Genomic DNA, 21,010 nt, shown 5'->3' with positions numbered 1-21,010 from the left:
ACCCCATGCGACCCGCTCCCGTGCGGCCCTCTGCCGCTCATGTGGTTACCCAGCAACCCGCCGCAACAGCTGCTCAGTCGCCGCGCTACCTGACCAACGACGAAGCCGCAGCGTATCTGCGACTCTCGCCGCGCACCCTGGAGAAGCAGCGTGTCATCGGTGGCGGCCCGCGCTTTCGCAAGTTCGGCCGGCGTGTCATGTACGCCGCCGTGGACCTCGATGCCTGGGCTGACCAGCACAGTTTCGAGGCCACGTCCGATCCGGAGTACACCGAGCGCCACGCGGCGGACAGCCGTGCGCGCTGACCGGCCACCCGCGGGCGGCCATCGCCATGTCTCGCCCATCGCTGCCGCCCCTGCGGCAATCCTCCCCAGTGGACGAGCAGCTTGCGCTGTTCCGCGCGCTGCCAGGCGACATGGCGCCACGCGACAGCCAGGACCTGATGGCCTTCCCGTTCTTCTCGCTGGCGAAGTCACGACGCACGACGCCGATCGACTTCCGCGCCGGTGGCGTGACGATTCGGGTGGAGGGTACGACCGAGCACGGCATCGCCACCATTTGGGATGCGGACATCCTGATCTGGGCCGCGAGTCAGATCGTCGAAGCCCGCGATGCAGGTATTCCGACCTCGCGGTTGATGCGAGCCACGCCCTACGAGATCCTGCGCTTCATCGGGCGCGGTACGTCGCGGCGCGACTACCAGCGCCTGAAGGCTGCACTGGATCGGTTGCAATCGACTACGGTGGCCACGTCCATCCGCGAGATGACCGGCCGGCGGCTGCATCGCTTCTCGTGGATCAACGAGTGGAAGGAGCGTGCCGATGCGTGCGGCTCGCCGCTGGGCATCGAACTGATCCTGCCCGACTGGTTCTACGCGGGCGTGCTCGATGCCGCGCTCGTGCTGACCATCGACCCGGCGTACTTTCGCCTCACCGGTGGGCTCGAACGTTGGCTCTATCGGCTGGTGCGCAAGCACGGCGGGCGCCAGGCCGGCGGCTGGCGGTTCGATTTCCGGCACCTGTATCGCAAATCCGGCAGCGCCACGCGCTACTCGGATTTTGCCTACGACCTGCGCGCCCTGGTGGCGCGGCAGTCGCTTCCAGGTTACGTGCTGCACATCGAACGCCTACCGGACGATGGCACCGAATGGCTCACTTTCCGGCCCGTGCCGGTCACGGCACGGGGATAACGCGTGGACAAGCGGTGCACAGTCTCGTGCTATCAGGCGCACCGCGACTCGTGCTATCGGGAGTACGACCCTCGTGCTATCAGGCGTACGCATCTGCTGCAAATCCAAGAGCGGCGCGGGTTTGCGCGCCCTCTAACGTCTCTAACTTAGAGGCACTAACTGGTAGTAGCGCCACGACGTCGCGGTGGACAACCGCTGACAGGTCAAAGCCACTGCTTTTTGCGCAGCAGAGGAAGGTCGGCTTTGCAGCAGGGCGGCCCGCGCCATGATCGTCGCCTTGCTCAACCAGAAAGGCGGCGTCGGGAAGACCACACTTGCCACGCACGTCGCCGGCGAGCTAGCGATGCGCGGTCAATCGGTCATCCTGCTTGATGCCGACCCGCAAGGTTCATCGCTGGACTGGACGCAACGCCGAAGTCAGCAGGGACTGCCACGACTGTTCAGCGCGGTCGGGCTCGCACGCGAGACGCTGCACCAGGAGGCGCCCGAACTCGCGCGACGCAGCGATCACGTCGTCATCGACGGCCCGCCACGCATCGCCGCGCTGGCGCGCTCGGCGCTGCTGGCGACCGACCGGGTGCTGGTCCCGGTGCAGCCCAGCCCCTACGACTTGTGGGCGTCGGCCGAGATGGTGGCACTGATCCGTGAAGCGCAAGTGTTTCGGCCAGCGCTACGCGCGGCCTTCGTCATCAACCGGCGCGTCAGCACGACGATCATTGGCCGCGAGGCGCGCAGCGCGCTCGCCGAACAACCGCTACCCGCACTGCGCTCGGAAGTGCATCAGCGCATCGTGTTCGCCGACAGCGTGGCCGCCGGGCGGCTCGCACGCGAGACGGCGCCTGACAGCGCCGCCGCGCGCGAGATCGCCGCACTCACCGATGAACTGCTGCGGTGGTCACCATGAGCACGACCCACGGCAAGCGCATCGCCATCGGCGCGCGTCCGCCGGCGAACCCGCACGCCGAGGCGTGGGTTCGCCAGGGCGACGGCGACGCGCTTCAGCGAGGCGACCTCTACACCGCACGCCTGACGCTCGACATCACGCCCGCGCTGCGCGCGCGCATCAAGGTTTCAGCCTTCACGCAAGGTGTCACCGTGGCCGAACTGTTGCGCGCGCTGCTGGAGCGAGAGTTCCCGGAGCACACGCCATGAACACGCACCGCACCGCTGCGACGGAACAGCCGTCTGCACCATCTTTCATTGCGCTCGCCAGCCGGTGCGGTGGCGACGTATTGACGCGTGTCTCGCTCGCCTACGTCGCGCATCGGATCAACCTCTACCTGCGCTTCGGTGAGCCGGCCTATTACGTGCAGCGCGATCGCTGGCGGCGCGTGGCCGCGTTCTGGCCGGCGTCGATCTTCTGCCGCATCCGCTGGGAGGCCAACGATTACGGCACGACGCGATGGCAACTCATGGTGATGCAAGCCTGTACGTCGATGGGTGCGGCGCAACGCATTCCCGGCGTGCATCCCGGCGCGCAACTGCTGCTGCACGCCGAAGGCGAACGACAAGTGCAGGCAACGCTGTCGTGCATTGACGCGATTGAGGCACTGGGCATCGCACCGAGCGCGGCATCACCGGCGTACTGGCGCACGCTGAACAACCGCCTCGCGACGCGGGGACCATTGCCGCTTTACAGCGTCGCGCGGCACGCGGCGTGGCTGGCGGGGAGGGCGTTGTCATGACAATCATGTCGGCGTCCCATGGTGGACTATCGCATCGCTCGCGTCGGCACGTTCGCCTCATGCTCGCCGGCTTGTCCGCCGGCGGCGTTGCTGCGCTGGCCTGGGCGTCCTGGGTGTCGCCCGTGCCGCGCTTCATTTACAACCCGTCCGGCAGCGTGGCGATCGGTTGGTATCGGGTCGATCCGCACAGACGCAGCAGCGACGCACCACACGTCGGTAGCCTTGTGTTGGTGTCATTGCCGGGTGATGCGGCGGCGCTGGCCGCGCGACGCGGTTACCTGCCGAGGGGCATTCCGCTGCTCAAGCCAGTCGCGGCCATCGCACCCCAGTGGGTGTGTGTGTCTGACGGTACGGTGCATATCGGCGGCACACCGGTGGCCGACGTGCTGCGTGCCGACGGCATGGGCCGACGCCTGCCATCTTGGCAGCAGTGTCGACGTCTGCGAGCGGGTGAACTGTTTCTGCTGAGCACCACCAACCCGGCGTCGTTCGACAGCCGCTATTTTGGGCCGGTCAAGGCATCCGCCGTATTAGGCATCGCGCATCCGGTGTGGCTGGAGCCACGCCGATGAAGGCTGACGATGTGCTGCGTATCGCCGTGCCATCCGGCGTGTGGTTCCGCAGTTCCGCATCGTGCCGTCATGCAGACCGTGCGGATGCCTTTGTGCCCTACGACGCGTGGCATGGGGTGGCGTCTTCCCTTGTGCAGACGGCTTGCCCCGAGCGCGCCATGCCAAGGGCATGGCCGGCGCTCGCCGGCGGTCATGCAGCGCGTTGCGCTGCGCCGCCGGTGCGCCGCAGACCGGAGCGACAGCGCAGGTCCAAGGCGCAGGGCAAGATAAAAGGTCGCGGCACTGCGTGGCGCGAAAAGTCAGTCTGCACATGGGGGTGGCGCGGCACGCGCCTGATGCCGCGGCGTGCCGCGAGCGCACGCTATGCCGCGTCGGCATGGGTGAAAGCGCGTGCTTCGCACGCCGGACTGCGCCCGTCTTCGATGGAGCGGCCTCATGCGTAGCGGCGACGACGATCGCTTCCGCGTCCGGCCAGGGGTTCCCCGGCATCGCGGCGACGCTTTCATCAACCGGGTGTTGCGCCAGAGCGGCAAGGCGGGCGTGGGGGCCGGCAACACGATCCGCAAGGCCGGCCAGCGGCCCGGCGCCCGGCTCGGGCGTGGCCATGTGGCGGCGCGCTTTGCCGGGCGCTCGCTCATACCGAACGCCCGGCGTGTCACGATCAAGGCGCGGCTGGTCAACCTGAAACAAGCCGGGCGACGCTCGACCGACGCGCACCTGCGCTACATCGAGCGTGAAGGCGTCGATCGCCATGGCGGGGCAGGGCACGCCTACGGACCTGCGACCGACACCGCTGACCTCGCTACGTTCAGGGAACGCGGCGCCGACGACCGTCACCAGTTTCGCTTCATCGTCTCACCCGAGGACGCCGAACAGCTCGACGACCTGCGCACCTATACCCGGCACCTGATGGCGCGCATGGAAGCAGATCTCGGCACACGGCTGGAATGGGTCGCAGTCGATCACTGGAACACCGATAACCCGCACACGCACGTCGTCCTGCGTGGCAAGGACGACACCGGCAAAGACCTCATCATCGCCCGCGATTACATCGCTCAGGGGATGCGCCTCCGGGCATCGGAACTGGCGACTGAGTGGCTGGGGCCGCGCACTGAGCTGGAGATGCAGCGCACTATGCAGCGCGAGGTTGATCAGGAGCGCTGGACGGGTCTGGATCGCACCTTGCAGCACGAGGCCGTGGACGGTCGGGTGCGACCGGAGACGTTGGCCGACCCCCGGTTGCAGCGCCGCCGGCAGATGCTGATCGGTCGCCTGCAACGCTTGCAGCAGATGGGCCTGGCGACCGAGCAACAGCCTGGCACGTGGGCTATCCATGCCGACGCGGAATCGACCTTGCGGGCGATGGGTGAACGCGGCGACATCATCCGCACCATGCAACGGGCTATGAGTGGCCGACAGCGCGAACTGGCCGTGTTCCAGGCCGGCGAGAATGACCGCGCCATCGTGGGCCGCGTCGTTGGCAAAGGGCTGGCCGACGAGCTGTACGACAAGGGCTACCTGATCGTCGATGGCACGGACGGTAAGGCACACTACGTCGCGCTGCCGTCACGGTCGGAACTGGAGCAGTATCCGACCGGCGCCGTGGTGGAAGTGAAGGGGTCGGCCGACGTGCGCGCCGCTGATCGGGCCATCGCCGCACTGGCCGTCGAAGGTGTGTACCGCACTGATCATCACCTGGCCGTGGCGCAGGGCCAGGCCACGCCCGATCGCGACCCGCGCGAGGTGGTGGCCGCCCACGTGCGTCGGTTGGAAGCCCTGCGCCGAGCCGGCATCGTGGAGCGTGTGGCCGAAGGCGTCTGGCAGGTGCCAGGCGACCTGGCCGAACGGGGCCGTCAGTACGACGCGCAGCGTCTGGGCGGCGGCGTGGCGGTGGCGCTGAAATCGCACCTACCTATTGAGCGGCAAACCCGTGTGATCGGCGCCACCTGGCTCGATCAGCAGTTGATCGGTGGCGGCAAGGGGTTGGGCGACCTGGGGTTTGGCGCGGAGGCCAAGCAGGCGATGCAGCAGCGCGCCGACTTCCTGGCCGAACAGGGATTGGCCGAGCGGCGTGGTCAGCGCATCGTCCTCGCGCGCAACCTGCTGGCAACGCTGCGCGGGCGCGAGCTGGAGAAGGCGGCGCAGGACATCACCGCCGAAACCGGCCTGGTGCATCGACCCGTGGCCGACGGACAACGCGTGTCAGGCATCTACCGACGCTCCGTCATGCTCGCCAGCGGGCGCTACGCGATGCTTGACGACGGCATGGGTTTCTCGCTGGTGCCGTGGAAGCCGGTGATCGAACAGCGGCTGGGACAGCCGCTCGCCGCGACGCTACGCGGCGGCGCGGTGTCTTGGGAGATGGGGCGGCAGCGTGTTCCCGGCGTTGGCTAGGTTGTCGCGCACGCAGTGCACATCGCGCAAGCACCTGCGCTGAAGCCTACTCAGCCAAGAGCGCGGGGGCGCAGCCGGCGTGTCGACGGTGTTCAGCGTCGCGCGCGGGAGGCCACCCGGCCGCGCAGACCATCGACCATCAACGCGAGTCCGAACTCGAAAGCAGCCTCGGGATCGACCCGCTCGCTCGCCGTGTTGCGGCCGGTAGGCGGCGGTGTAGCCGATGCGCGCGTGGCAAGCGAGCCGAACTTTTCGTCGCCATGAGCTTGCTCCTGCAGCACGCATCCGATCGTGAACTGACTGGCGGCAAATAAAGCCATACTGGCCTCGTCGTGTGTCAGGCCGGCCCCTACCAGATAGGCGATTTGGGGTCGGTTGCGCGTGAGGTCGTCGGAGCCTACCGGTGTGCTGGCATGCAGGCGTGCGCCGTCCCGATGCGCCAGCAACACGCGGCGGAAGTTGCGCGCGTTGTCGGTAAACCAGGTCGACCACTGCGACGGATCCGCGGGAACGCCGAGCGTCTGACGCGCTGCCAGCGCGGCGGCGGCCATCTCCGCCAGCAGCGTCGACTTGTCTCGGAAATACCAGTAGAGCGAGGCCGACTCGACCCCCAGTTTTTGTGCCAGGCGTCGGGTCGACAGCGCGTCCAGCCCCAACTCGTCAAGTAGCTCAAGGGCCGCGCTGACCACTTGGTCGCGTCGTATCTTCGTCATAATTGATTTTCTATCGGCGATAGATAAAACTAGCAGTGATAGAGTTGCCCGGATAGTGACTCCAATGCTTGTGTCTCACGTTGCCCCCCCAGGCGGGATCGCGGAGAGAAAGAGGGTCGGACTGCCCGCAGGTCGGTATTGCCAGCACGGAGGTGTTCCCGTCCTTTTTGTCGAAAAGCCAGGGGCGTCTCGCCACGGCCGCGCGCCCGCGGCATCCCCATGAGAACAACGAGGCTGGGCTCGGCAGGGGAGGGATCTGCGCCGTCGGAGCAGGGGCGACATTGTCTCCAAGCAGCGTGCGTTCGGCGGCGCCGACTGCAACACACACCGCCGGACGCGTTGCGATCGTCGATACAGCCGCCAGGCTTGCGAAGATGACGGCCGCCCATGCCTCGCCGTCGGCCTACCGCTATCGCGTGGTTCGATGGTTGGGGCAACACACTTCGGATTTCGCGAAACACTCGGTGCGAGGAAGCTGATGCTATGGGCTTCTTCTACCGAGTCACCGCCGAGGGACGTGCAGACGTAAGGGATTGAACGCTCGGCCATCGCGCCGGACGGGCGACCGCCCTGCGCCAAAACGCCGTGTGATACGGGGATCAAACGCCTGCAAATCAAGTCGGCTGCTCCTTTTGGATTCACGGGTAAGTGCGCCGTCTGAGAGGACGATGATGGACATCCGCCACCTACGATGCTTCCTCGCCGTTGCCGAAGAGTTACATTTCGCGCGTGCCGCCGAACGGCTGCATATCGAGCAATCGCCCCTCTCGCGGGCGATCAAGGAACTGGAAGAGAGCCTCGGCGTGCGGCTGTTCGAACGCACCACCCGCAGCACCCGGTTGACCTGGGCCGGGCAAGTCTTTCTCGAAGACACGCGACGCATTTTCGCCGCGCTCGATCAGGCCAAAGTCAATGTCAAGGCGGCGGCAAACGGTTATCGCGGGACGCTGCGCATTGCCGTTTCTGACGGCATCGTGCCGTCGCGTCTAGCGGCATTGCTGGCGCAGAGCCGTGCCGAGGAACCGGAGGTGGACATCCGTTTGTTCCAGATTCCCTTCGCACAACAGGTCAAGGGATTGCGCGGCGATCTGTACGACGTGGGCTTTGCTCAGTCGGCGAACGTCGGGAATGGCCTTCTTACCGAGCCTGTATGGCACGATCCCCTGGTGGCGGCGATACCCGCGCGTCATCCGTTACTGACCTACAAGCGTGTTCCGCTGGCGGATGTGCTGCGCTACCCGCTGGTGCTCTGCCACCCGGAAGTCTGCGAAGGGTGTGCGCGCCAGATCGAAAGCGTGTTGCGGAAGGTGGACGCGGAGCCGATCGTCGCCGACCATGTCAGCACGACCGACATGTTGCTGGCGCTGGTGGCAGCCGGCTACGGCATCGGCCTGATCAACGCGACACGCATTGAGGATTTTCGCCACCCCGATGTCGTGGCCCGCCCGCTCGCAGGGCGTGCGGTGATGTTGACCACGTATTTGCTGCGGCTCGACAGTGAGCCATCGGAGCCGTTGCGGCATTTCATCGAGCGAGTCAAGCCTGAACTGGAAACGAGTTCAGGCGACAAGCCTTGAGATTGTGCCCGTTGCTGGGCGCGTTGTGGCAGGAGGGTAGGTCATGAAAAAGTCTGCTTCCGTTGTGATGGCGTGCATGCTGTTGGTGGCGTGCGGCAAGGCGGCGCCGATCGATACGGTGGAGTCGCTGGCAGCACACCCTGATCACTTGCGCGAGGTCGAAAAGCAGTGCGCCGACGATTACGCCAAGATAGGGGCCGCGGAATGCAATAACGCGGCGGACGCGCGGCGGCGCCTCTTCTACGGCAACGGCCCTAAGTACACGCCACCGAAAAAGCCGCCGACGTTCTGAATCGTCGGTCGAACAACACGCCACGACATTGATTGCTTGCTACGTCCAGATGCGCGTGAATGCGACGTCACGCGCGGCGCTCTTTTCCTGCTTGAAATCTTGCGTTTTCAATCTTCATCCTCGCCATAACGGTCTTTGACCGGCACGGATTGCGGCCCTGATTCTCACGGCCATGCAGCGCGTAAAGGCTGCATGACGGACGTGAAAATCGGAGTCTGGCATGAACGGGACGAGTGTGCTGTTCGGCCAGGTGCTGGCGGTGTTCGGCATCGTGGTCGCGGGAACGTGGGCTGCCACCCAATGGACCGCCGCACACTTGGGCTACCAGCTACGCCTTGGCTTGCCCTGGTTCGATTGCCTTGGCCTTCCGGTTTATCGCCCGTGGCAACTGTTCCCCTGGTGGTACTGGTACGACGCCTACGCGCCGCGCCTGTTCCTCAAAGGCGGCGCCATCGCTGCAACCAGTGGCGTCATGGCCGCGGCCGTGGCCATCGGCATGTCGGTGTGGCGTGCGCGGCAATCGCGCCTGGTGACCACGTATGGGTCGGCGCGCTGGGCCGAGGCACGCGACATCCGCAAGGCCGGCCTGGACAAACCCGCCGGCATTTTCATCGGCCTGCATGATCGCCAGTACCTGCGCCATGACGGTCCGGAACACGTCCTGACCTTTGCGCCCACGCGCTCGGGCAAGGGCGTGGGCTTGGTGATTCCCACCTTGCTGACGTGGCCGGGTTCGGCGGTCATTCACGACATCAAGGGCGAGAACTGGCAGATCACCGCCGGTTGGCGCGCGCGCTTCTCGCACTGCCTGCTGTTCAACCCCACCGATCCGAAATCGGCCGCGTACAACCCGCTGCTCGAAGTTCGGCGCGGCGCGCAGGAAGTGCGCGACGTGCAGAACATCGCCGACATCCTGGTCGATCCCGAAGGCGCGCTGGAGCGACGTAATCATTGGGAGAAGACCAGTCACGCGCTGCTGGTCGGCGCCATCCTGCATGTGCTCTATGCGGGCGAGGACAAGACGCTGCGCGGCGTCGCCAATTTTCTTTCCGATCCGGCGTGCCCGTTCGAGCTGACGTTGCACCGGATGATGACGACGAAGCACCTGCGCGATGCACCGCATCCCGTGGTTGCCTCGGCTGCGCGTGAAGTGCTCAACAAGAGCGACAACGAGCGGTCGGGCGTGTTGTCCACCGCGATGAGTTTCCTGGGTTTGTATCGCGACCCCACGGTGGCCGACATTACGTCGCGCTGTGACTGGCGCATCGCCGACCTGATCGCCTCCAAACATCCCGTCTCGCTGTATCTGGTCGTGCCGCCCTCGGACATCAGCAGGACGAAACCGTTGATCCGGTTGATTCTCAACCAGATCGGCCGGCGCCTGACCGAATCGCTCGACGGCAGCGATGGCATTGCGCGTCGCCACACGCTGCTGTTGATGCTCGATGAGTTTCCCGCGCTGGGCCGTCTCGATTTCTTCGAGTCGGCGCTGGCGTTCATGGCCGGCTACGGCATCCGCAGCTTCCTGATCGCGCAGTCGCTCAACCAGATCGACAAAGCCTACGGGCAGAACCATTCGATCCTCGACAACTGCCACGTGCGCGTGACGTTCGCCACCAACGACGAGCGCACGGCCAAACGCATTTCCGAAACGCTGGGCACCACCACCGAACTGCGCGCCATGCGCAACTATGCCGGCCACCGTCTCGCACCATGGCTGGGGCACCTGATGGTGTCGCGCCAGGAGACAGCGCGTCCGCTGCTCACGCCCGGCGAAGTGATGCAGCTTCCACCCGACGAGGCGGTGGTGATGGTGTCCGGTATGCCGCCGATCAAGGCGACGAAGCTGCGCTATTACGCCGACGCCAATTTCCGACGGCGCGTGCTGCCGCCGCCCGCGCTGTCCGTCGGGCGTTATGCCGACGTACCGCCCTCGCGTCCCGACGATTGGAGCGGCCTGGCAATGCCTGCCGTACCGGCAACGTCAGTGCGGATGTCGCCTGGCGGCTACGACAGCGCGGTCGATGACGGCGGCCCGCGACGCCAGCCCGAACTGGCCGACGTCTCGCACCAGGCCGCCGAACGCGAACCGCCGGCCAGCGACCTGGCGCTGCTGGATGACGACGACTTGCCGTTGCCGATGCCCGCGCACGTCGATCCGCGCTTGCAACGCAGCGCGCGGCTGGCCGCCCTCGACCCCGGCGACGGGATGGCGCTATGAGCCAGTACCGCCTCAATCTGTTCATTGCGCCCGAGCACGCGCGGCGGCTCGATGAGCTGGCCGTGAAGAAAGGCGTGTCCAAGTCGTCGATCGTCGCGGCGGCGCTCGCCTCCTGGCTGTCACCCGACGCGGGCGATCAGCGTGAAGCGGCCATCGCCAAGCGGCTGGACCGGCTGTCGCGCCATTACGAACGGCTGGAGCGCGACCAGGCCATCCTGATCGAAACCGTCGCACTCTACGTGCGCTACTACCTGACGGTCACGACGCCCGTTCCCGAAGTGCATCAGGACGCGGCACGCGCCCAGGGCAAGGCGCGCTTCACGCAGTTCGTTGAGCAACTGGGTCGCCATCTGCTGCGCGGCCATAGCCTGCTGCACGACCTGGTGGAGGAGCTCCAGCCCGACACCGTGCGGCGCGAAGCCGATGCCGCCGCCTCGGTGGTGCCGGCCGACGGGGACGTGCCGTGAGCACGCAGCCGCATGACCTGAGCCCGGCGGCCTGCGCGCAGGACCGGCGTGTGCGCATGCTGCGCACGGCGATGGGACCGTTGATCGCTGCCGCGTTGGACGACCCCGACGTGGTGGAGGTGCTGTTGAATCCCGACGGCACGCTTTGGATCGATCGGCTCTCGTCGGGTCGTGCGCCGATGGGCGCGGCACTCTCGGCCGCCGACGGCGAGCGCATCATCCGACTCATCGCCGCGCACGTGCGTGCCGAAGTCCACGCGGGCAAGCCGCTGCTCTCGGCGGAACTGCCCGAGACCGGTGAGCGGTTCGAGGGCGTGTTGCCGCCCGCGGTGCCAGGGCCGGCGTTCGCGCTGCGCAAGCGCGCGGCCGGCGTGATTCCGCTCGACCGCTACATCACCGACGGCATGATGACCGCCGAACAAGCCGCGTTCCTGCGTGAGGCGGTCCATGCGCGTCAGAACGTGGTGATTGCCGGCGGCACCAGCAGCGGCAAGACCACGCTCGCCAATGCCTTGCTCGCGGAGATCGCCGCCACCGGCGACCGCGTGTTGGTCCTCGAAGACACGGTAGAGCTGCAATGCGCGGCGCGCGATCACGTGCCGTTGCGCACGTTGCCTGGCGCGGTGTCGATGACAGAACTGGTGCGCGCCACGATGCGCTTGCGTCCCGACCGCGTGATTGTCGGCGAAGTGCGTGGGGGCGAGGCGCTGGATCTGATCAAGGTCTGGGGCACCGGGCATCCCGGCGGCATCGCCACCGTCCATGCCGGCTCCGCGCACGGCGCACTGCTGCGCCTGGAGCAACTGATCCTCGAAGTGGCCGTGACCCCGCCGCGCGCGCTGATCGCCGAGGCGGTCAACGTCGTCGTCTTCATCGCCGGGCGCGGGCGCGGCCGGCGTATCCAGGACATCACCCGCGTCATCGGCTTCGACGCGCGCGGTTACCAGCTCAGTGACGCCGTGGCTTCGCCACGGCCATCCCGTCCGGTCCCCCATTCGTCCCTGTCTGGAGAACTGCCATGAGCCATGTCCCTGCGTTGCGCTTTTCTGTAAAGCCGCTTGCACGTCTTCGCTGCCTGGTTCTGTCGGCCCGGCAAGGCATCGTGCTGGCTGCGGTCATGGCGGCGCTGACCGGTACGGCCAAGGCGGCCGGCTCGAACATGCCGTGGGAGGCGCCACTGCAATCGATCCTCGACTCCATCCAGGGACCGGTCGCCAAGATCATCGCCGTCATCATCATCATCGTGACGGGCCTCACGCTCGCCTTTGGCGACACCAGCGGTGGGTTCCGGCGGTTGATCCAGATCGTGTTCGGACTGTCGATCGCCTTCGCCGCATCGAGCTTCTTCCTGTCGTTCTTCAGCTTCTCCGGCGGGGCGGTGGTCGCATGAACGAATCCGCCTTCATCGCCGGTTTCGAGGTGCCGCTGCACCGCTCGCTCACCGAGCCGATCCTGATGGGCGGCGCACCGCGCACCGTGGCGATCGCCAACGGCACGCTCGCCGCTGCCGTGGGACTGGGTCTGCAACTGTGGATTCCCGGCCTCGCGCTGTGGCTGATCGGCCATGCGCTCGCCGTGTGGGGCGCGAAGGTCGATCCGCAATTCATGCCGGTCTTCGCGCGGCACCTGAAGCACCGGCCGCTGCTGGACGTGTGAGGCGGCCATGCTGAACCTCGCCGAATACCGCCCGCATCCCGCACGACTGGCTGACTGGCTGCCGTGGGCAGGACTGGTCGCGCCCGGCGTAGTGCTCAACAAGGACGGCAGCTTCCAGCGCACGGCGCGGTTTCGCGGACCGGATTTGGACAGCGCGACGCCGAGCGAGCTGGTCGCCACCACCGCGCGCCTGAACAACGCGCTGCGTCGGCTGGGATCGGGCTGGGCCCTGTTCAGCGAGGCTGAGCGCCGGCCGGCGGCGGACTATCCGTACTCGGCCTTTCCCGAGCCGCTGTCCTGGCTGGTGGACGAGGAACGGCGTGCCGCGTTCGAGGCGGCGGGAAGCCACTACGAGAGCGGCTACCACCTGACGCTGGCGTACCTGCCGCCGGAGGAAGCGCGCGCCCGCGCCGCGAAGCTGTTGTACGAGAACACGCCCACGACGGGTGTGGACTGGCGCGAACGGCTCACCGCTTTCGTCACGGAAACCGATCGGGTCGCCGATCTGCTCGATGGCGTGATGCCGGAGATCGCCTGGCTGGACGACAGCGAAACGCTGACCTACCTGCACGGCTGCATTGGCACGCGGCGCTACCGCATCGCGGTACCCGAAGTCCCGTTCTACCTGGACGCACTGCTGGCGGATGCGCCGCTGGTCGGGGGCCTGGCGCCGATGCTGGGCGACCAGCACCTGCGCGTGGCGACGGTGCGCGGTTTTCCGACCTCGACCTGGCCGGGGATGCTGGACGACCTTAACCGGCTGGGCTTCGCTTACCGCTGGAGCACGCGCTTCCTCTGCCTGGACAAGGCCGAGGCGGAAAAGGAACTGACGCGCCTGCGCCGGCAGTGGTTCGCCAAGCGCAAGAACGTCGTGGCCCTCCTGCGCGAGACGATCTTCCAACAGGAATCGCCACTGGTGGATACGGATGCCAGCAACAAGGCGAGCGACGCGGACGCCGCCTTGCAGGAGCTCGGCAGCGACCAGGTGGCGTTTGGTTACCTGACGGCGACCGTCACGGTGATGGATGCCGATGCCGCGCAGGCGGACGAGAAGTTGCGTCAGATGGAGCGGGTCATCCAGGGCCGCGGCTTCGTCACGATCCCCGAAACGCTCAATGCGGTGGAGGCATGGTTGTCGTCGGTGCCGGGCCACGCCTATGCCAATGTGCGCCAACCCCTCATCTCCACGCTGAACCTCGCGCACCTGATGCCGGTGTCGGCGGTATGGGCCGGTCAGGAGCGCAACGCGCATCTGGACGGTCCACCGCTGATCGTTACGCGCACCGACGGTGCCACGCCGTTCCGGCTGGTGACGCACATCGGCGATGTGGGCCACACCCTCGTCGTGGGACCGACCGGCATGGGCAAGTCGGTCTTGCTGGCGATCCTGGCGATGCAGTTCCGACGCTATCGCGGCGCGCGCATTTTCGCCTTCGACATGGGTCGCTCCATGCGCGCCACGATCTTAGGTCTAGGCGGCGAGCACTATGACCTCGGCATCGATGGCGCCATCGCGTTCCAGCCGCTTGCCCGTATTGATCAGCCTGGCTATCGCACGTGGGCCGCCGAGTGGATAGAAGGGCGCCTCGCGCACGAAGGCGTCGCGGTCGGCCCGGATGAGAAGGCGGCCATCTGGTCGGCGCTCGGCAGCCTTGCCGGTGCGCCCGTCGAACAACGCACGCTGACGGGCCTGTCGGTACTGCTTCAGTCCAATGCGTTGCGCCAGGCGCTTGCCCCCTACGTGCTCGGTGGTGCGCATGGTCGGCTGCTTGACGCCGATCGCGACCGGCTCGGCAGCGCCGACGTGCAGGGCTTCGAGATGGAAGAGCTGATGGCGAGCCATGCCGCCGTGCAGGCCGTGCTGGGGTATCTCTTTGCGCGTTTTCGCGAACGCTTCGACGGCGCCCCGACGCTGCTGATCCTCGATGAATCCTGGCTGTTCCTCGACGACCCGGTGTTCGCCGCGCGCATCCGCCAGTGGCTCAAGACGCTGCGCAAGAAGAACGTCAGCGTGATTTTTGCCACGCAGTCGCTCGCCGACATCAAGGACTCCACCATTGCGCCGGCGATCATCGAGAGCTGCGCGAGCCGCATCTTCCTGCCCAACCCGCAAGCCACCGAGCCGCAGATTCGCACGATCTACGAAGGCTTCGGCCTCAACAGCCGGCAGATCGAGATCGTCGCCACCGCGCAGCCCAAGCGCGATTACTACTACCAGTCACGGCTCGGCAACCGCCTGTTCGACCTCGATCTGGGGTCCGTCGCGCTCGCCTTCGCCGGCGCCGCCACGCCGCAGGACCAGCGCGACATCGACCGCCTGTGGCGCGACGCCGGCTCGTCCGGTTTCGCCGGTGGGTGGCTGCGCCACAGCGGCCTCGACTGGGCCGCCGAGCTCATCCCCTCGTTTCCCTCGCACTCGGAGATTCGGCCATGAAGAAGACCTGGCTGGCCGCTGCGGTGGCCGTGCTGTTCACGTGTTCGTCGGCGAGCCATGCGCAATGGGCGGTGTTCGATGCGGCGAACTTTTCACAGAACCTGCTGACCGCCGCGCGCGAGCTGCAACAGATCGACAACCAGATCCAGCAATTGCAGAACCAGGCCACGATGCTGGTCAACCAGGGCCGAAATCTTACCAGCCTCAACTACAACAGCCTGTCGCAGCTGTTGACCACGCTGGCGACCACCAACCAGTTGATCACCCAGGCCCAAGGGCTGACCTTCAACGTCGCGCAGTCGCAGGCGACGTTCGACCGGCTGTACCCGTCATCCTACGGCGCTGGCACCACCCACGCGCAGATGGTGCAGGACGCGCAAACGCGCTGGCAAACGTCCGTGCAGGCGTTGCAGACCGCCACGCAGATGCAGTCGCAGGCCGCGCAAAACCTGCTGTCGGACCAGAGCGTGTTGAGCACGCTGGTCACGCAGAGTCAAGGCGCGGTCGGTGCCTTGCAAGCGAGCCAGGCCACGAACCAGCTGCTCGCGCTGATCGCGCGCCAGGCCATTCAGGCGCAGCAGCTCACCGTGGCGCAGAGTCGCGCGACCGCGCTGGACGAAGCGCGCGCCGCGGCGAACGAAGCGCAGGCCGAGCAGGTGCGTTCGCGCTTCATCGGCAACGGCCCGCAATACACGCCGCAGCCGGTGAGCTTCTACGGGAACTGACGGCGATGGGCCGCGCACTCATCCTGTCCGTCGTGGCGATGCTGGTGGCGTGCAGCCGCCCTATACCGCCGTTGACCGTGGACGGCCTGGCGCACGATCCCCAACGACTCTATGCGCTGCGGCATCGCTGCATGACCGCGCGCGCGCACGTGCGCCTCCCCGCGTGCCGCATTGCGCAGGACGCCTATCGCCGGCGCTTTTTCCTCGGGCTGGGCGGTCCGGGTGAATACCAGACGCTGGATGTGTTGCCACCGATCCCGGCGAGTTTCGATGCGCCCGATGACGGGGCACAGCCATGAACGATCTCTCCGTCATCGACCAGTTCCTCGCCGTCTTTTCGCGGTACATCGATTCCGGTTTCGGACTGCTGCACGGCGAGGTCGCGTATCTCTCCGCCACGCTGATCGTCATCGACATGACGCTTGCGGGTCTGTTCTGGGCGATGGGCGGCGAGGACGTGCTGGCCAAGCTGATCCGCAAAACGCTCTACGTCGGCGCGTTCGCCTACATCATCGGCAACTTCAACACGCTTGCCGGCATCGTGTTCCGCTCGTTCGCGGGACTCGGGCTGCTCGCGGCCGGTTCGTCCGTCAGCATCGGCGATTTCCTGCAGCCAGGACGCCTGGCGGCGATTGGCGTTCAAGCTGGCCAGCCGATCCTGCAACAGGTCGGCACGATGTGTCACGGCTTCACGGCGGTCTTCAGCAACCTCGAGATGATTGTAGTGCTGCTGCTCGCCTGGATCGTCGTGGTCATCAGCTTCTTCATCCTGGCCGTGCAGCTTTTCGTGACGCTGGTGGAGTTCAAGCTGACCACGCTCGCCGGCTTTGTGCTGGTGCCCTTCGCGCTGTGGAACAAGACCGCGTTTCTCGCCGAGAAGGTGCTGGGCAACGTGGTGTCCGCGGGCGTCAAGGTGCTGGTGCTGGCCGTCATCGTCGGCATCGGTTCGACGATCTTCGGGCAGTTCCAGACGCCGGCCGGCGCCGATCCGTCGCTGAATCACGCACTGGCCATCATGCTGGCCTCGCTCACCATGCTCGGGCTCGGCATCTTCGGGCCGGGCATCGCCACGGGCCTCGTGTCCGGGGCGCCGCAGCTCGGCGCGGGCGCGGCGGCCGGCACGGCGCTGGGTGCAGCGGGCCTGGCCGTTGCTGGCGGCGCTGCCGTGGTGGGCGGCGGCGCTGCCGTCGCGGCCGGCACACGCCTCGCCGCGCGTGGCGCGGTGGGGACCGCACGTGCGGCCAGTGGCGCCGCCACAGCCTATCGCGCCGGGGCGGCGGCTTCTGGCGCAACCGGTGCACGGGCTTTTGGTGCGGGCATGGCCAACGTCGCACGCAGCGGCGCGCAGGCGGCCGGCGCGCGGGTCGCTGCTGGCGCGCGGAGCGTGCGTGATCGCGTGACGTCGGCCGTCGGTGCAGCGGCCTCCAGCGTCACGTCGCGCGAAGCCGCCGCCGAAGCACCCACCTCCTCGGCGGCAGCTGCCAACACGTCTGCACCCCATGACAAGACGCCTGACTGGGCGCAGCGCCTGCAACGCCGTCAGCGCGTTACGCATGGCGCTTCGACCGCCGCGCATGTCGTGCGCTCGGCCGATCACGGCGGCAGCGGGGCTGCGCCTGAACTTCGCGATTCGTCGGACGAATGACGGAGGCGATCCATGCGCTTCAAGCGACCCGGCGTGCGTTACAGCGACACTCCCGTGCCGGCGACGCCTTATCAGGCTGCCGCGCAGGTGTGGGATGAACGCCTCGGCAGCGCGCGCGTGCAGGCGAAGAACTGGCGGCGGATGGCCTTCGGTTGCCTCGGGCTTGCGCTGCTGATGGCCGCTGGCCTGGTGTGGCAGTCCGGCCAGTCGCGTGTCACGCCCTACGTGGTCGAGGTCGATCACGCTGGCGAGGTGCGGGCGGTCGGCGCGGCCGTCACGCCCTACCGCCCGACCGACGCACAGATCGCCGACCACCTGGCGCGCTTCATCACCGATGTGCGTGCGTTGTCGATCGACCCGGTCGTGGTGCGGCAGAACTGGCTCGAAGCCTACGGCTATACCACCGACCGGGGCGCGGCGATCTTGAACGATTACGCCCGCGCGCACGATCCGTTCGCCCACGTCGGTCAGGACTCGGTCTCGGTGGAGGTGATCAGCGTGGTGCGCGTCAGCGATGCCTCGTTCCAAGTGCGCTGGACCGAACAGCACTACCACGAAGGCACTCCGACCGACGTCGAACACTGGACCGCGATCCTCACGCTGATCACGCAGACGCCGCGCACCGAACAGCAAGTGCGCCGCAATCCCCTCGGCATCTACATCAACGGCCTGTCGTGGAGCCGTGACCTCAACGCATCGGAAGGAACGAAACCATGAACGCATCACCGTTTCCCGTTTCGTCGCGGCAGCGGGGCCGCGATCGCCGCACGCGTGACGAGATTGTGTGGCAGGCGTATCCGCGCCGTCTCCACGAAGGGCTGTGGCAGGCATGGCCGCTCTTCTCGCCATGCCTAGCGCTGGAGGCTCGCACGCTCCGCGCTGTCTGCCTGCTGACGCTTCTGGCCGCCCTGAGCGGCTGCGCGTCCACCGGCAAGCCGCCGCCGACCATCTCGCTGTACGAGTCCGTGAGGGCCAAACCGCTGCCCGAGCCGCCCAAGCCGGTCGCGGTGGTGGCCGTGCCCAAGCTCTTGCCGCTGCCCGATCAGATGAAGCCGTTGCCGCCCGCCCAGATGCCGCCGGCCCCGGAGCCGGCCGACGCCAAAGCGCGTGTCGAGCAGGCCAATGCGGCGGCGAGCGTGGCGCCCACCCGCGAGGGCTACATCAACGCGATCCAGGTCTGGCCCTTCTCCGAGGGCGCGCTCTATCAGGTCTATACGAGCCCCGGCCGCGTCACGGTCATCACCTTGCAGGCGGGCGAGGCACTGGTGACGGTCGCCGCCGGCGACACCGTGCAGTGGATCGTGGGTGACACGGCGAGTGGTAGCGGCGCGAGCCGGCGCGTGGACGTGATGGTCAAGCCGGTGCGCGTGGGCATCAAGACGAATCTGGTCATCACCACGAACCGGCGCACCTACCTGCTGGAACTCACGTCCACCCCGCAAGCCTGGATGGCGTTGGTGTCGTGGGAGTACCCGAAAGACCAGATGCTGGCCTTGCAGGCTCAGGCCCAGGCCGCCGAGGCACAGGCACCCGTCGCCGAAGGGCTGTCGCTGGACCAGTTGCATTTCCGCTATGCGATCACGGGCGACAACCCGCCGTGGAAGCCGGTGCGGGCGTTCGACGACGGCGAGCACGTCTATATCCAGTTCCCCGCACGCATCGCGCAAGGCGAGTTGCCGCCGCTGTTCGTGGTCGGACCGGATGGCAAGGGCGAGCTGGTGAACTACCGGTTCCACGCACCCTACGACATCGTGGACCGTCTGTTCGGCGCGGCCGAATTGCGTTTGGGCGGAAAGCAGGCGGCCGTGGTCCGCATCGAGCGCACCGACGGCATCGCCGTGGGGGCCAGTCATGGACGCGACTGACCACGAAGCGAACCCTGCACCGAAGATGTCGCCCGAGGGGATCGCGCTACGGGCCGCGCCGCGTCCGGTCACCCGGCTCAACCGCCGCACGTTAGCCGTGTCCGCCACGCTTCTGGCCGTGGCCATCGCCGGAGCCTCCCTGTGGGCACTGCAATCGAAGGGCCGGCGGGGGTTAGGCGATCGGACGAATCTGTACAACGTCGATCGGATCGCCACGGCCGATGATCTGGCGCAGTTGCCGTCCGGCTATGCGAAGTTGCCGCAGAAGCCCGCGCCGGCGCCAGCGCCCAGCGTGCCGACGCTCGGGCCGCCACTGCCGGGCGATTGGGGCGCGGCGTCGGCCAGGACGCCGCTGTCGAGCGGCGCGGCAAATCCGGGGCCGTCGGCCGAGAGCATCGACCGGCAGCGGCTCGCCGAGGAGGTCGCGCGCTCCGCGGTGTTCTTCCGTACCAGCAACCGTACGGGGAAGCCCGACGCCGCTTCGACAGGGGCGAATACCGTGCCGGTGTCCAACGCCGCCGCCGGCGCATTCAACCCGATGGGCGCCGGACCCGCATCCACGGCGGCGCCACCCAACGATGCGACCGCCATTCAGAACCGGCAGGACCAGAAGGAAGCGTTCTTGGCCCGGGGCGGCGATGCCGCCACGAGCAACAGGGGCACGTTGCAGGCGCCAGCCTCGCCGTACACGGTGATGGCGGGCACGATCATTCCGGCCGCACTGGTGACGGGCATCAATTCCGATTTGCCGGGGCAGATCATCGCCGAGGTGACACAGCCGGTGTACGACACCGCGACCGGCCATTACCTGCTGATCCCGCAGGGCTCACGCCTGATCGGCCGCTACGATAGCCAGGTAGCGTTCGGGCAGCGGCGCGTCTTGCTGGTCTGGCTGCGCTTGGTGCTGCCGGATACCTCGTCGATCACGCTGGATAAGTTGCCCGGCATCGACCCGGCCGGCTATGCCGGCCTGGAGGACGGGGTGAATTGGCATTGGGGTCGCATCTTGTCCGGGGCTGCGCTGTCCACGCTGCTCGGTGTCAGCTCCGAGCTGGCCGTCTCGAACGAAGGCGACCTCAACGGCAACACCGTGCTCGCCCTGCGCGACAGCGCGCAGGACACCGCCAACCAGGTCGGCCAGGACATCACCCGGCGCAACCTCAGCATCCAGCCGACGCTGACCGTGCGGCCGGGGTTCCTGGTGGACGTGATGGTGAACAAGGACCTGGTGCTGCGGCCGTACCAGCCGCTTTTTATCGAGCGAGGACCGATGCCATGAGTGCGTCTCCGAAAAAGCTGCGGCTCGGGCCGCTGCCCGATACGCAGATCGTCAAGCTGACCTTTGCGTGTCCGGCGCGGCTCAAGACGGATCTCGACCGTTATGCGGCGCTGCACGCGCAGACCTACGGCGCGACGGTCGATGCCGCGACGCTGATTCCTCTCATGCTGGAGGCGTTCCTGAGCGCTGATCGCGGATTCCGGCGGTCGAAGCGCCAGAGCTCGCGGCCTTCCGATGGCGCGTTGGGGGCGCCGCGTTGAGGGCAGGGCATTGGCCGTCGCAAGCAGGATTAAGTG

Annotated in this window: 24 protein-coding genes; 23 read left to right on the top strand and 1 reads right to left on the bottom strand. The window is 67.1% G+C overall.

Features of this window, described 5'->3' with window-relative positions; all coding sequences use genetic code 11:
* Positions 1-5: 5 nt before the first annotated feature.
* The 8 genes from AC4HNJ_RS10340 (at position 6) to AC4HNJ_RS10305 (ending at position 5,840) form a co-directional block, all read left to right on the top strand.
* Entirely contained in the window at positions 6-305 is a 300-nt protein-coding gene (locus AC4HNJ_RS10340; protein ID WP_490479487.1) for a helix-turn-helix domain-containing protein, read from the top strand.
* Between the two features lie 26 nt (positions 306-331).
* Complete coding sequence (locus AC4HNJ_RS10335) at positions 332-1,189, top strand: replication initiator protein A (protein WP_490479486.1); 858 nt, start codon at positions 332-334, stop codon at positions 1,187-1,189.
* Positions 1,190-1,454: 265 nt separating this feature from the next.
* Entirely contained in the window at positions 1,455-2,093 is a 639-nt protein-coding gene (gene parA / locus AC4HNJ_RS10330; RefSeq protein ID WP_490479485.1) for a ParA family partition ATPase, read from the top strand.
* A complete protein-coding gene (locus AC4HNJ_RS10325) occupies positions 2,090-2,341 on the top strand; it encodes a chromosome partitioning protein ParB (protein WP_490479484.1) in 252 nt (83 codons plus the stop codon). The genes parA and AC4HNJ_RS10325 overlap by 4 nt, the downstream gene beginning before the upstream one ends.
* A complete protein-coding gene (locus AC4HNJ_RS10320) occupies positions 2,338-2,874 on the top strand; it encodes a DUF2840 domain-containing protein (RefSeq protein WP_490479483.1) in 537 nt (178 codons plus the stop codon). The genes AC4HNJ_RS10325 and AC4HNJ_RS10320 overlap by 4 nt, the downstream gene beginning before the upstream one ends.
* The gene (locus tag AC4HNJ_RS10315) at positions 2,871-3,446 is read left to right on the top strand and encodes a S26 family signal peptidase (RefSeq protein WP_490479482.1); all 576 of its coding nucleotides are present in this window, start codon (positions 2,871-2,873) and stop codon (positions 3,444-3,446) included. Before AC4HNJ_RS10320 ends, AC4HNJ_RS10315 begins: the two co-directional genes overlap by 4 nt.
* On the top strand, positions 3,443-3,889 hold the full coding sequence (locus tag AC4HNJ_RS10310; RefSeq protein ID WP_490479481.1) for a hypothetical protein: 447 nt from the start codon (positions 3,443-3,445) through the stop codon (positions 3,887-3,889). Before AC4HNJ_RS10315 ends, AC4HNJ_RS10310 begins: the two co-directional genes overlap by 4 nt.
* Entirely contained in the window at positions 3,882-5,840 is a 1,959-nt protein-coding gene (locus tag AC4HNJ_RS10305; RefSeq protein ID WP_490479480.1) for a relaxase/mobilization nuclease domain-containing protein, read from the top strand. The genes AC4HNJ_RS10310 and AC4HNJ_RS10305 overlap by 8 nt, the downstream gene beginning before the upstream one ends.
* A gap of 92 nt (positions 5,841-5,932) precedes the next feature.
* Here AC4HNJ_RS10305 and AC4HNJ_RS10300 read toward each other — a convergent pair whose 3' ends face one another.
* Positions 5,933-6,553, bottom strand: a complete 621-nt coding sequence (locus tag AC4HNJ_RS10300) for a TetR/AcrR family transcriptional regulator C-terminal domain-containing protein (protein ID WP_490479479.1) — start codon at positions 6,551-6,553, stop codon at positions 5,933-5,935.
* 671 nt (positions 6,554-7,224) lie between these two features.
* Between AC4HNJ_RS10300 and AC4HNJ_RS10295 the strand changes: the two genes are divergently transcribed.
* The 15 genes from AC4HNJ_RS10295 (at position 7,225) to AC4HNJ_RS10225 (ending at position 20,974) form a co-directional block, all read left to right on the top strand.
* Positions 7,225-8,130 (top strand): LysR family transcriptional regulator, encoded by a 906-nt coding sequence (locus AC4HNJ_RS10295; protein WP_490479697.1) that lies wholly within the window; start codon positions 7,225-7,227, stop codon positions 8,128-8,130.
* 43 nt (positions 8,131-8,173) lie between these two features.
* Positions 8,174-8,422: an EexN family lipoprotein gene (locus AC4HNJ_RS10290; protein WP_490479478.1), complete on the top strand. Its 249-nt coding sequence runs from the start codon at positions 8,174-8,176 to the stop codon at positions 8,420-8,422.
* Between the two features lie 220 nt (positions 8,423-8,642).
* Positions 8,643-10,643: a conjugal transfer protein TraG gene (locus AC4HNJ_RS10285; protein WP_490479477.1), complete on the top strand. Its 2,001-nt coding sequence runs from the start codon at positions 8,643-8,645 to the stop codon at positions 10,641-10,643.
* Positions 10,640-11,110: a CopG family transcriptional regulator gene (locus AC4HNJ_RS10280; protein WP_490479476.1), complete on the top strand. Its 471-nt coding sequence runs from the start codon at positions 10,640-10,642 to the stop codon at positions 11,108-11,110. The genes AC4HNJ_RS10285 and AC4HNJ_RS10280 overlap by 4 nt, the downstream gene beginning before the upstream one ends.
* 56 nt (positions 11,111-11,166) lie before the next feature.
* A complete protein-coding gene (gene trbB, locus AC4HNJ_RS10275; protein WP_490479696.1) occupies positions 11,167-12,132 on the top strand; it encodes a P-type conjugative transfer ATPase TrbB in 966 nt (321 codons plus the stop codon).
* A complete protein-coding gene (locus tag AC4HNJ_RS10270) occupies positions 12,129-12,500 on the top strand; it encodes a TrbC/VirB2 family type IV secretion system protein (protein ID WP_490479475.1) in 372 nt (123 codons plus the stop codon). The genes trbB and AC4HNJ_RS10270 overlap by 4 nt, the downstream gene beginning before the upstream one ends.
* Positions 12,497-12,766: a VirB3 family type IV secretion system protein gene (locus AC4HNJ_RS10265; protein ID WP_490479474.1), complete on the top strand. Its 270-nt coding sequence runs from the start codon at positions 12,497-12,499 to the stop codon at positions 12,764-12,766. The genes AC4HNJ_RS10270 and AC4HNJ_RS10265 overlap by 4 nt, the downstream gene beginning before the upstream one ends.
* A 7-nt stretch (positions 12,767-12,773) precedes the next feature.
* Entirely contained in the window at positions 12,774-15,200 is a 2,427-nt protein-coding gene (gene trbE / locus AC4HNJ_RS10260) for a conjugal transfer protein TrbE (protein WP_490479473.1), read from the top strand.
* Complete coding sequence (gene trbJ / locus AC4HNJ_RS10255) at positions 15,197-15,925, top strand: P-type conjugative transfer protein TrbJ (RefSeq protein ID WP_490479472.1); 729 nt, start codon at positions 15,197-15,199, stop codon at positions 15,923-15,925. The genes trbE and trbJ overlap by 4 nt, the downstream gene beginning before the upstream one ends.
* A 5-nt stretch (positions 15,926-15,930) precedes the next feature.
* Positions 15,931-16,224, top strand: coding sequence for a hypothetical protein (locus tag AC4HNJ_RS10250; RefSeq protein ID WP_490479471.1), 294 nt, complete (start codon positions 15,931-15,933; stop codon positions 16,222-16,224).
* Positions 16,221-17,570, top strand: coding sequence for a P-type conjugative transfer protein TrbL (trbL, locus tag AC4HNJ_RS10245; RefSeq protein ID WP_490479470.1), 1,350 nt, complete (start codon positions 16,221-16,223; stop codon positions 17,568-17,570). Before AC4HNJ_RS10250 ends, trbL begins: the two co-directional genes overlap by 4 nt.
* Before the next feature lie 12 nt (positions 17,571-17,582).
* Positions 17,583-18,287: a conjugal transfer protein TrbF gene (gene trbF / locus AC4HNJ_RS10240; RefSeq protein ID WP_490479469.1), complete on the top strand. Its 705-nt coding sequence runs from the start codon at positions 17,583-17,585 to the stop codon at positions 18,285-18,287.
* A complete protein-coding gene (gene trbG, locus AC4HNJ_RS10235; protein ID WP_490479468.1) occupies positions 18,284-19,435 on the top strand; it encodes a P-type conjugative transfer protein TrbG in 1,152 nt (383 codons plus the stop codon). The genes trbF and trbG overlap by 4 nt, the downstream gene beginning before the upstream one ends.
* Positions 19,422-20,714 (top strand): TraB/TrbI/VirB10 family type IV secretion system protein, encoded by a 1,293-nt coding sequence (locus tag AC4HNJ_RS10230; RefSeq protein ID WP_490479467.1) that lies wholly within the window; start codon positions 19,422-19,424, stop codon positions 20,712-20,714. Before trbG ends, AC4HNJ_RS10230 begins: the two co-directional genes overlap by 14 nt.
* A complete protein-coding gene (locus tag AC4HNJ_RS10225; protein WP_490479466.1) occupies positions 20,711-20,974 on the top strand; it encodes a DUF2274 domain-containing protein in 264 nt (87 codons plus the stop codon). Before AC4HNJ_RS10230 ends, AC4HNJ_RS10225 begins: the two co-directional genes overlap by 4 nt.
* Positions 20,975-21,010: the final 36 nt, after the last annotated feature.

The sequence above is a fragment of the Dyella sp. SYSU CM1112 genome, from assembly GCF_058216415.1.
Note: the sequence above shows the minus strand (reverse complement) of the source record. Positions and strands in the feature narration are given on the sequence as shown.

Coding starts and splice junctions, on each gene's coding strand:
- AC4HNJ_RS10250 (WP_490479471.1), top strand. CDS start 15,931: ATGGGCCGCGCACTCATCCTGTCCGTCGTGGCGATGCTGGTGGCGTGC.
- AC4HNJ_RS10230 (WP_490479467.1), top strand. CDS start 19,422: ATGGACGCGACTGACCACGAAGCGAACCCTGCACCGAAGATGTCGCCC.
- trbE (WP_490479473.1), top strand. CDS start 12,774: ATGCTGAACCTCGCCGAATACCGCCCGCATCCCGCACGACTGGCTGAC.
- AC4HNJ_RS10265 (WP_490479474.1), top strand. CDS start 12,497: ATGAACGAATCCGCCTTCATCGCCGGTTTCGAGGTGCCGCTGCACCGC.
- AC4HNJ_RS10295 (WP_490479697.1), top strand. CDS start 7,225: ATGGACATCCGCCACCTACGATGCTTCCTCGCCGTTGCCGAAGAGTTA.
- AC4HNJ_RS10290 (WP_490479478.1), top strand. CDS start 8,174: ATGAAAAAGTCTGCTTCCGTTGTGATGGCGTGCATGCTGTTGGTGGCG.
- AC4HNJ_RS10305 (WP_490479480.1), top strand. CDS start 3,882: ATGCGTAGCGGCGACGACGATCGCTTCCGCGTCCGGCCAGGGGTTCCC.
- AC4HNJ_RS10300 (WP_490479479.1), bottom strand. CDS start 6,553: ATGACGAAGATACGACGCGACCAAGTGGTCAGCGCGGCCCTTGAGCTA.
- trbF (WP_490479469.1), top strand. CDS start 17,583: ATGCGCTTCAAGCGACCCGGCGTGCGTTACAGCGACACTCCCGTGCCG.
- AC4HNJ_RS10270 (WP_490479475.1), top strand. CDS start 12,129: ATGAGCCATGTCCCTGCGTTGCGCTTTTCTGTAAAGCCGCTTGCACGT.
- AC4HNJ_RS10310 (WP_490479481.1), top strand. CDS start 3,443: ATGAAGGCTGACGATGTGCTGCGTATCGCCGTGCCATCCGGCGTGTGG.
- AC4HNJ_RS10335 (WP_490479486.1), top strand. CDS start 332: ATGTCTCGCCCATCGCTGCCGCCCCTGCGGCAATCCTCCCCAGTGGAC.
- AC4HNJ_RS10320 (WP_490479483.1), top strand. CDS start 2,338: ATGAACACGCACCGCACCGCTGCGACGGAACAGCCGTCTGCACCATCT.
- AC4HNJ_RS10285 (WP_490479477.1), top strand. CDS start 8,643: ATGAACGGGACGAGTGTGCTGTTCGGCCAGGTGCTGGCGGTGTTCGGC.
- AC4HNJ_RS10280 (WP_490479476.1), top strand. CDS start 10,640: ATGAGCCAGTACCGCCTCAATCTGTTCATTGCGCCCGAGCACGCGCGG.
- AC4HNJ_RS10340 (WP_490479487.1), top strand. CDS start 6: ATGCGACCCGCTCCCGTGCGGCCCTCTGCCGCTCATGTGGTTACCCAG.
- trbB (WP_490479696.1), top strand. CDS start 11,167: ATGCTGCGCACGGCGATGGGACCGTTGATCGCTGCCGCGTTGGACGAC.
- AC4HNJ_RS10315 (WP_490479482.1), top strand. CDS start 2,871: ATGACAATCATGTCGGCGTCCCATGGTGGACTATCGCATCGCTCGCGT.
- trbJ (WP_490479472.1), top strand. CDS start 15,197: ATGAAGAAGACCTGGCTGGCCGCTGCGGTGGCCGTGCTGTTCACGTGT.
- trbL (WP_490479470.1), top strand. CDS start 16,221: ATGAACGATCTCTCCGTCATCGACCAGTTCCTCGCCGTCTTTTCGCGG.
- AC4HNJ_RS10325 (WP_490479484.1), top strand. CDS start 2,090: ATGAGCACGACCCACGGCAAGCGCATCGCCATCGGCGCGCGTCCGCCG.
- AC4HNJ_RS10225 (WP_490479466.1), top strand. CDS start 20,711: ATGAGTGCGTCTCCGAAAAAGCTGCGGCTCGGGCCGCTGCCCGATACG.
- parA (WP_490479485.1), top strand. CDS start 1,455: ATGATCGTCGCCTTGCTCAACCAGAAAGGCGGCGTCGGGAAGACCACA.
- trbG (WP_490479468.1), top strand. CDS start 18,284: ATGAACGCATCACCGTTTCCCGTTTCGTCGCGGCAGCGGGGCCGCGAT.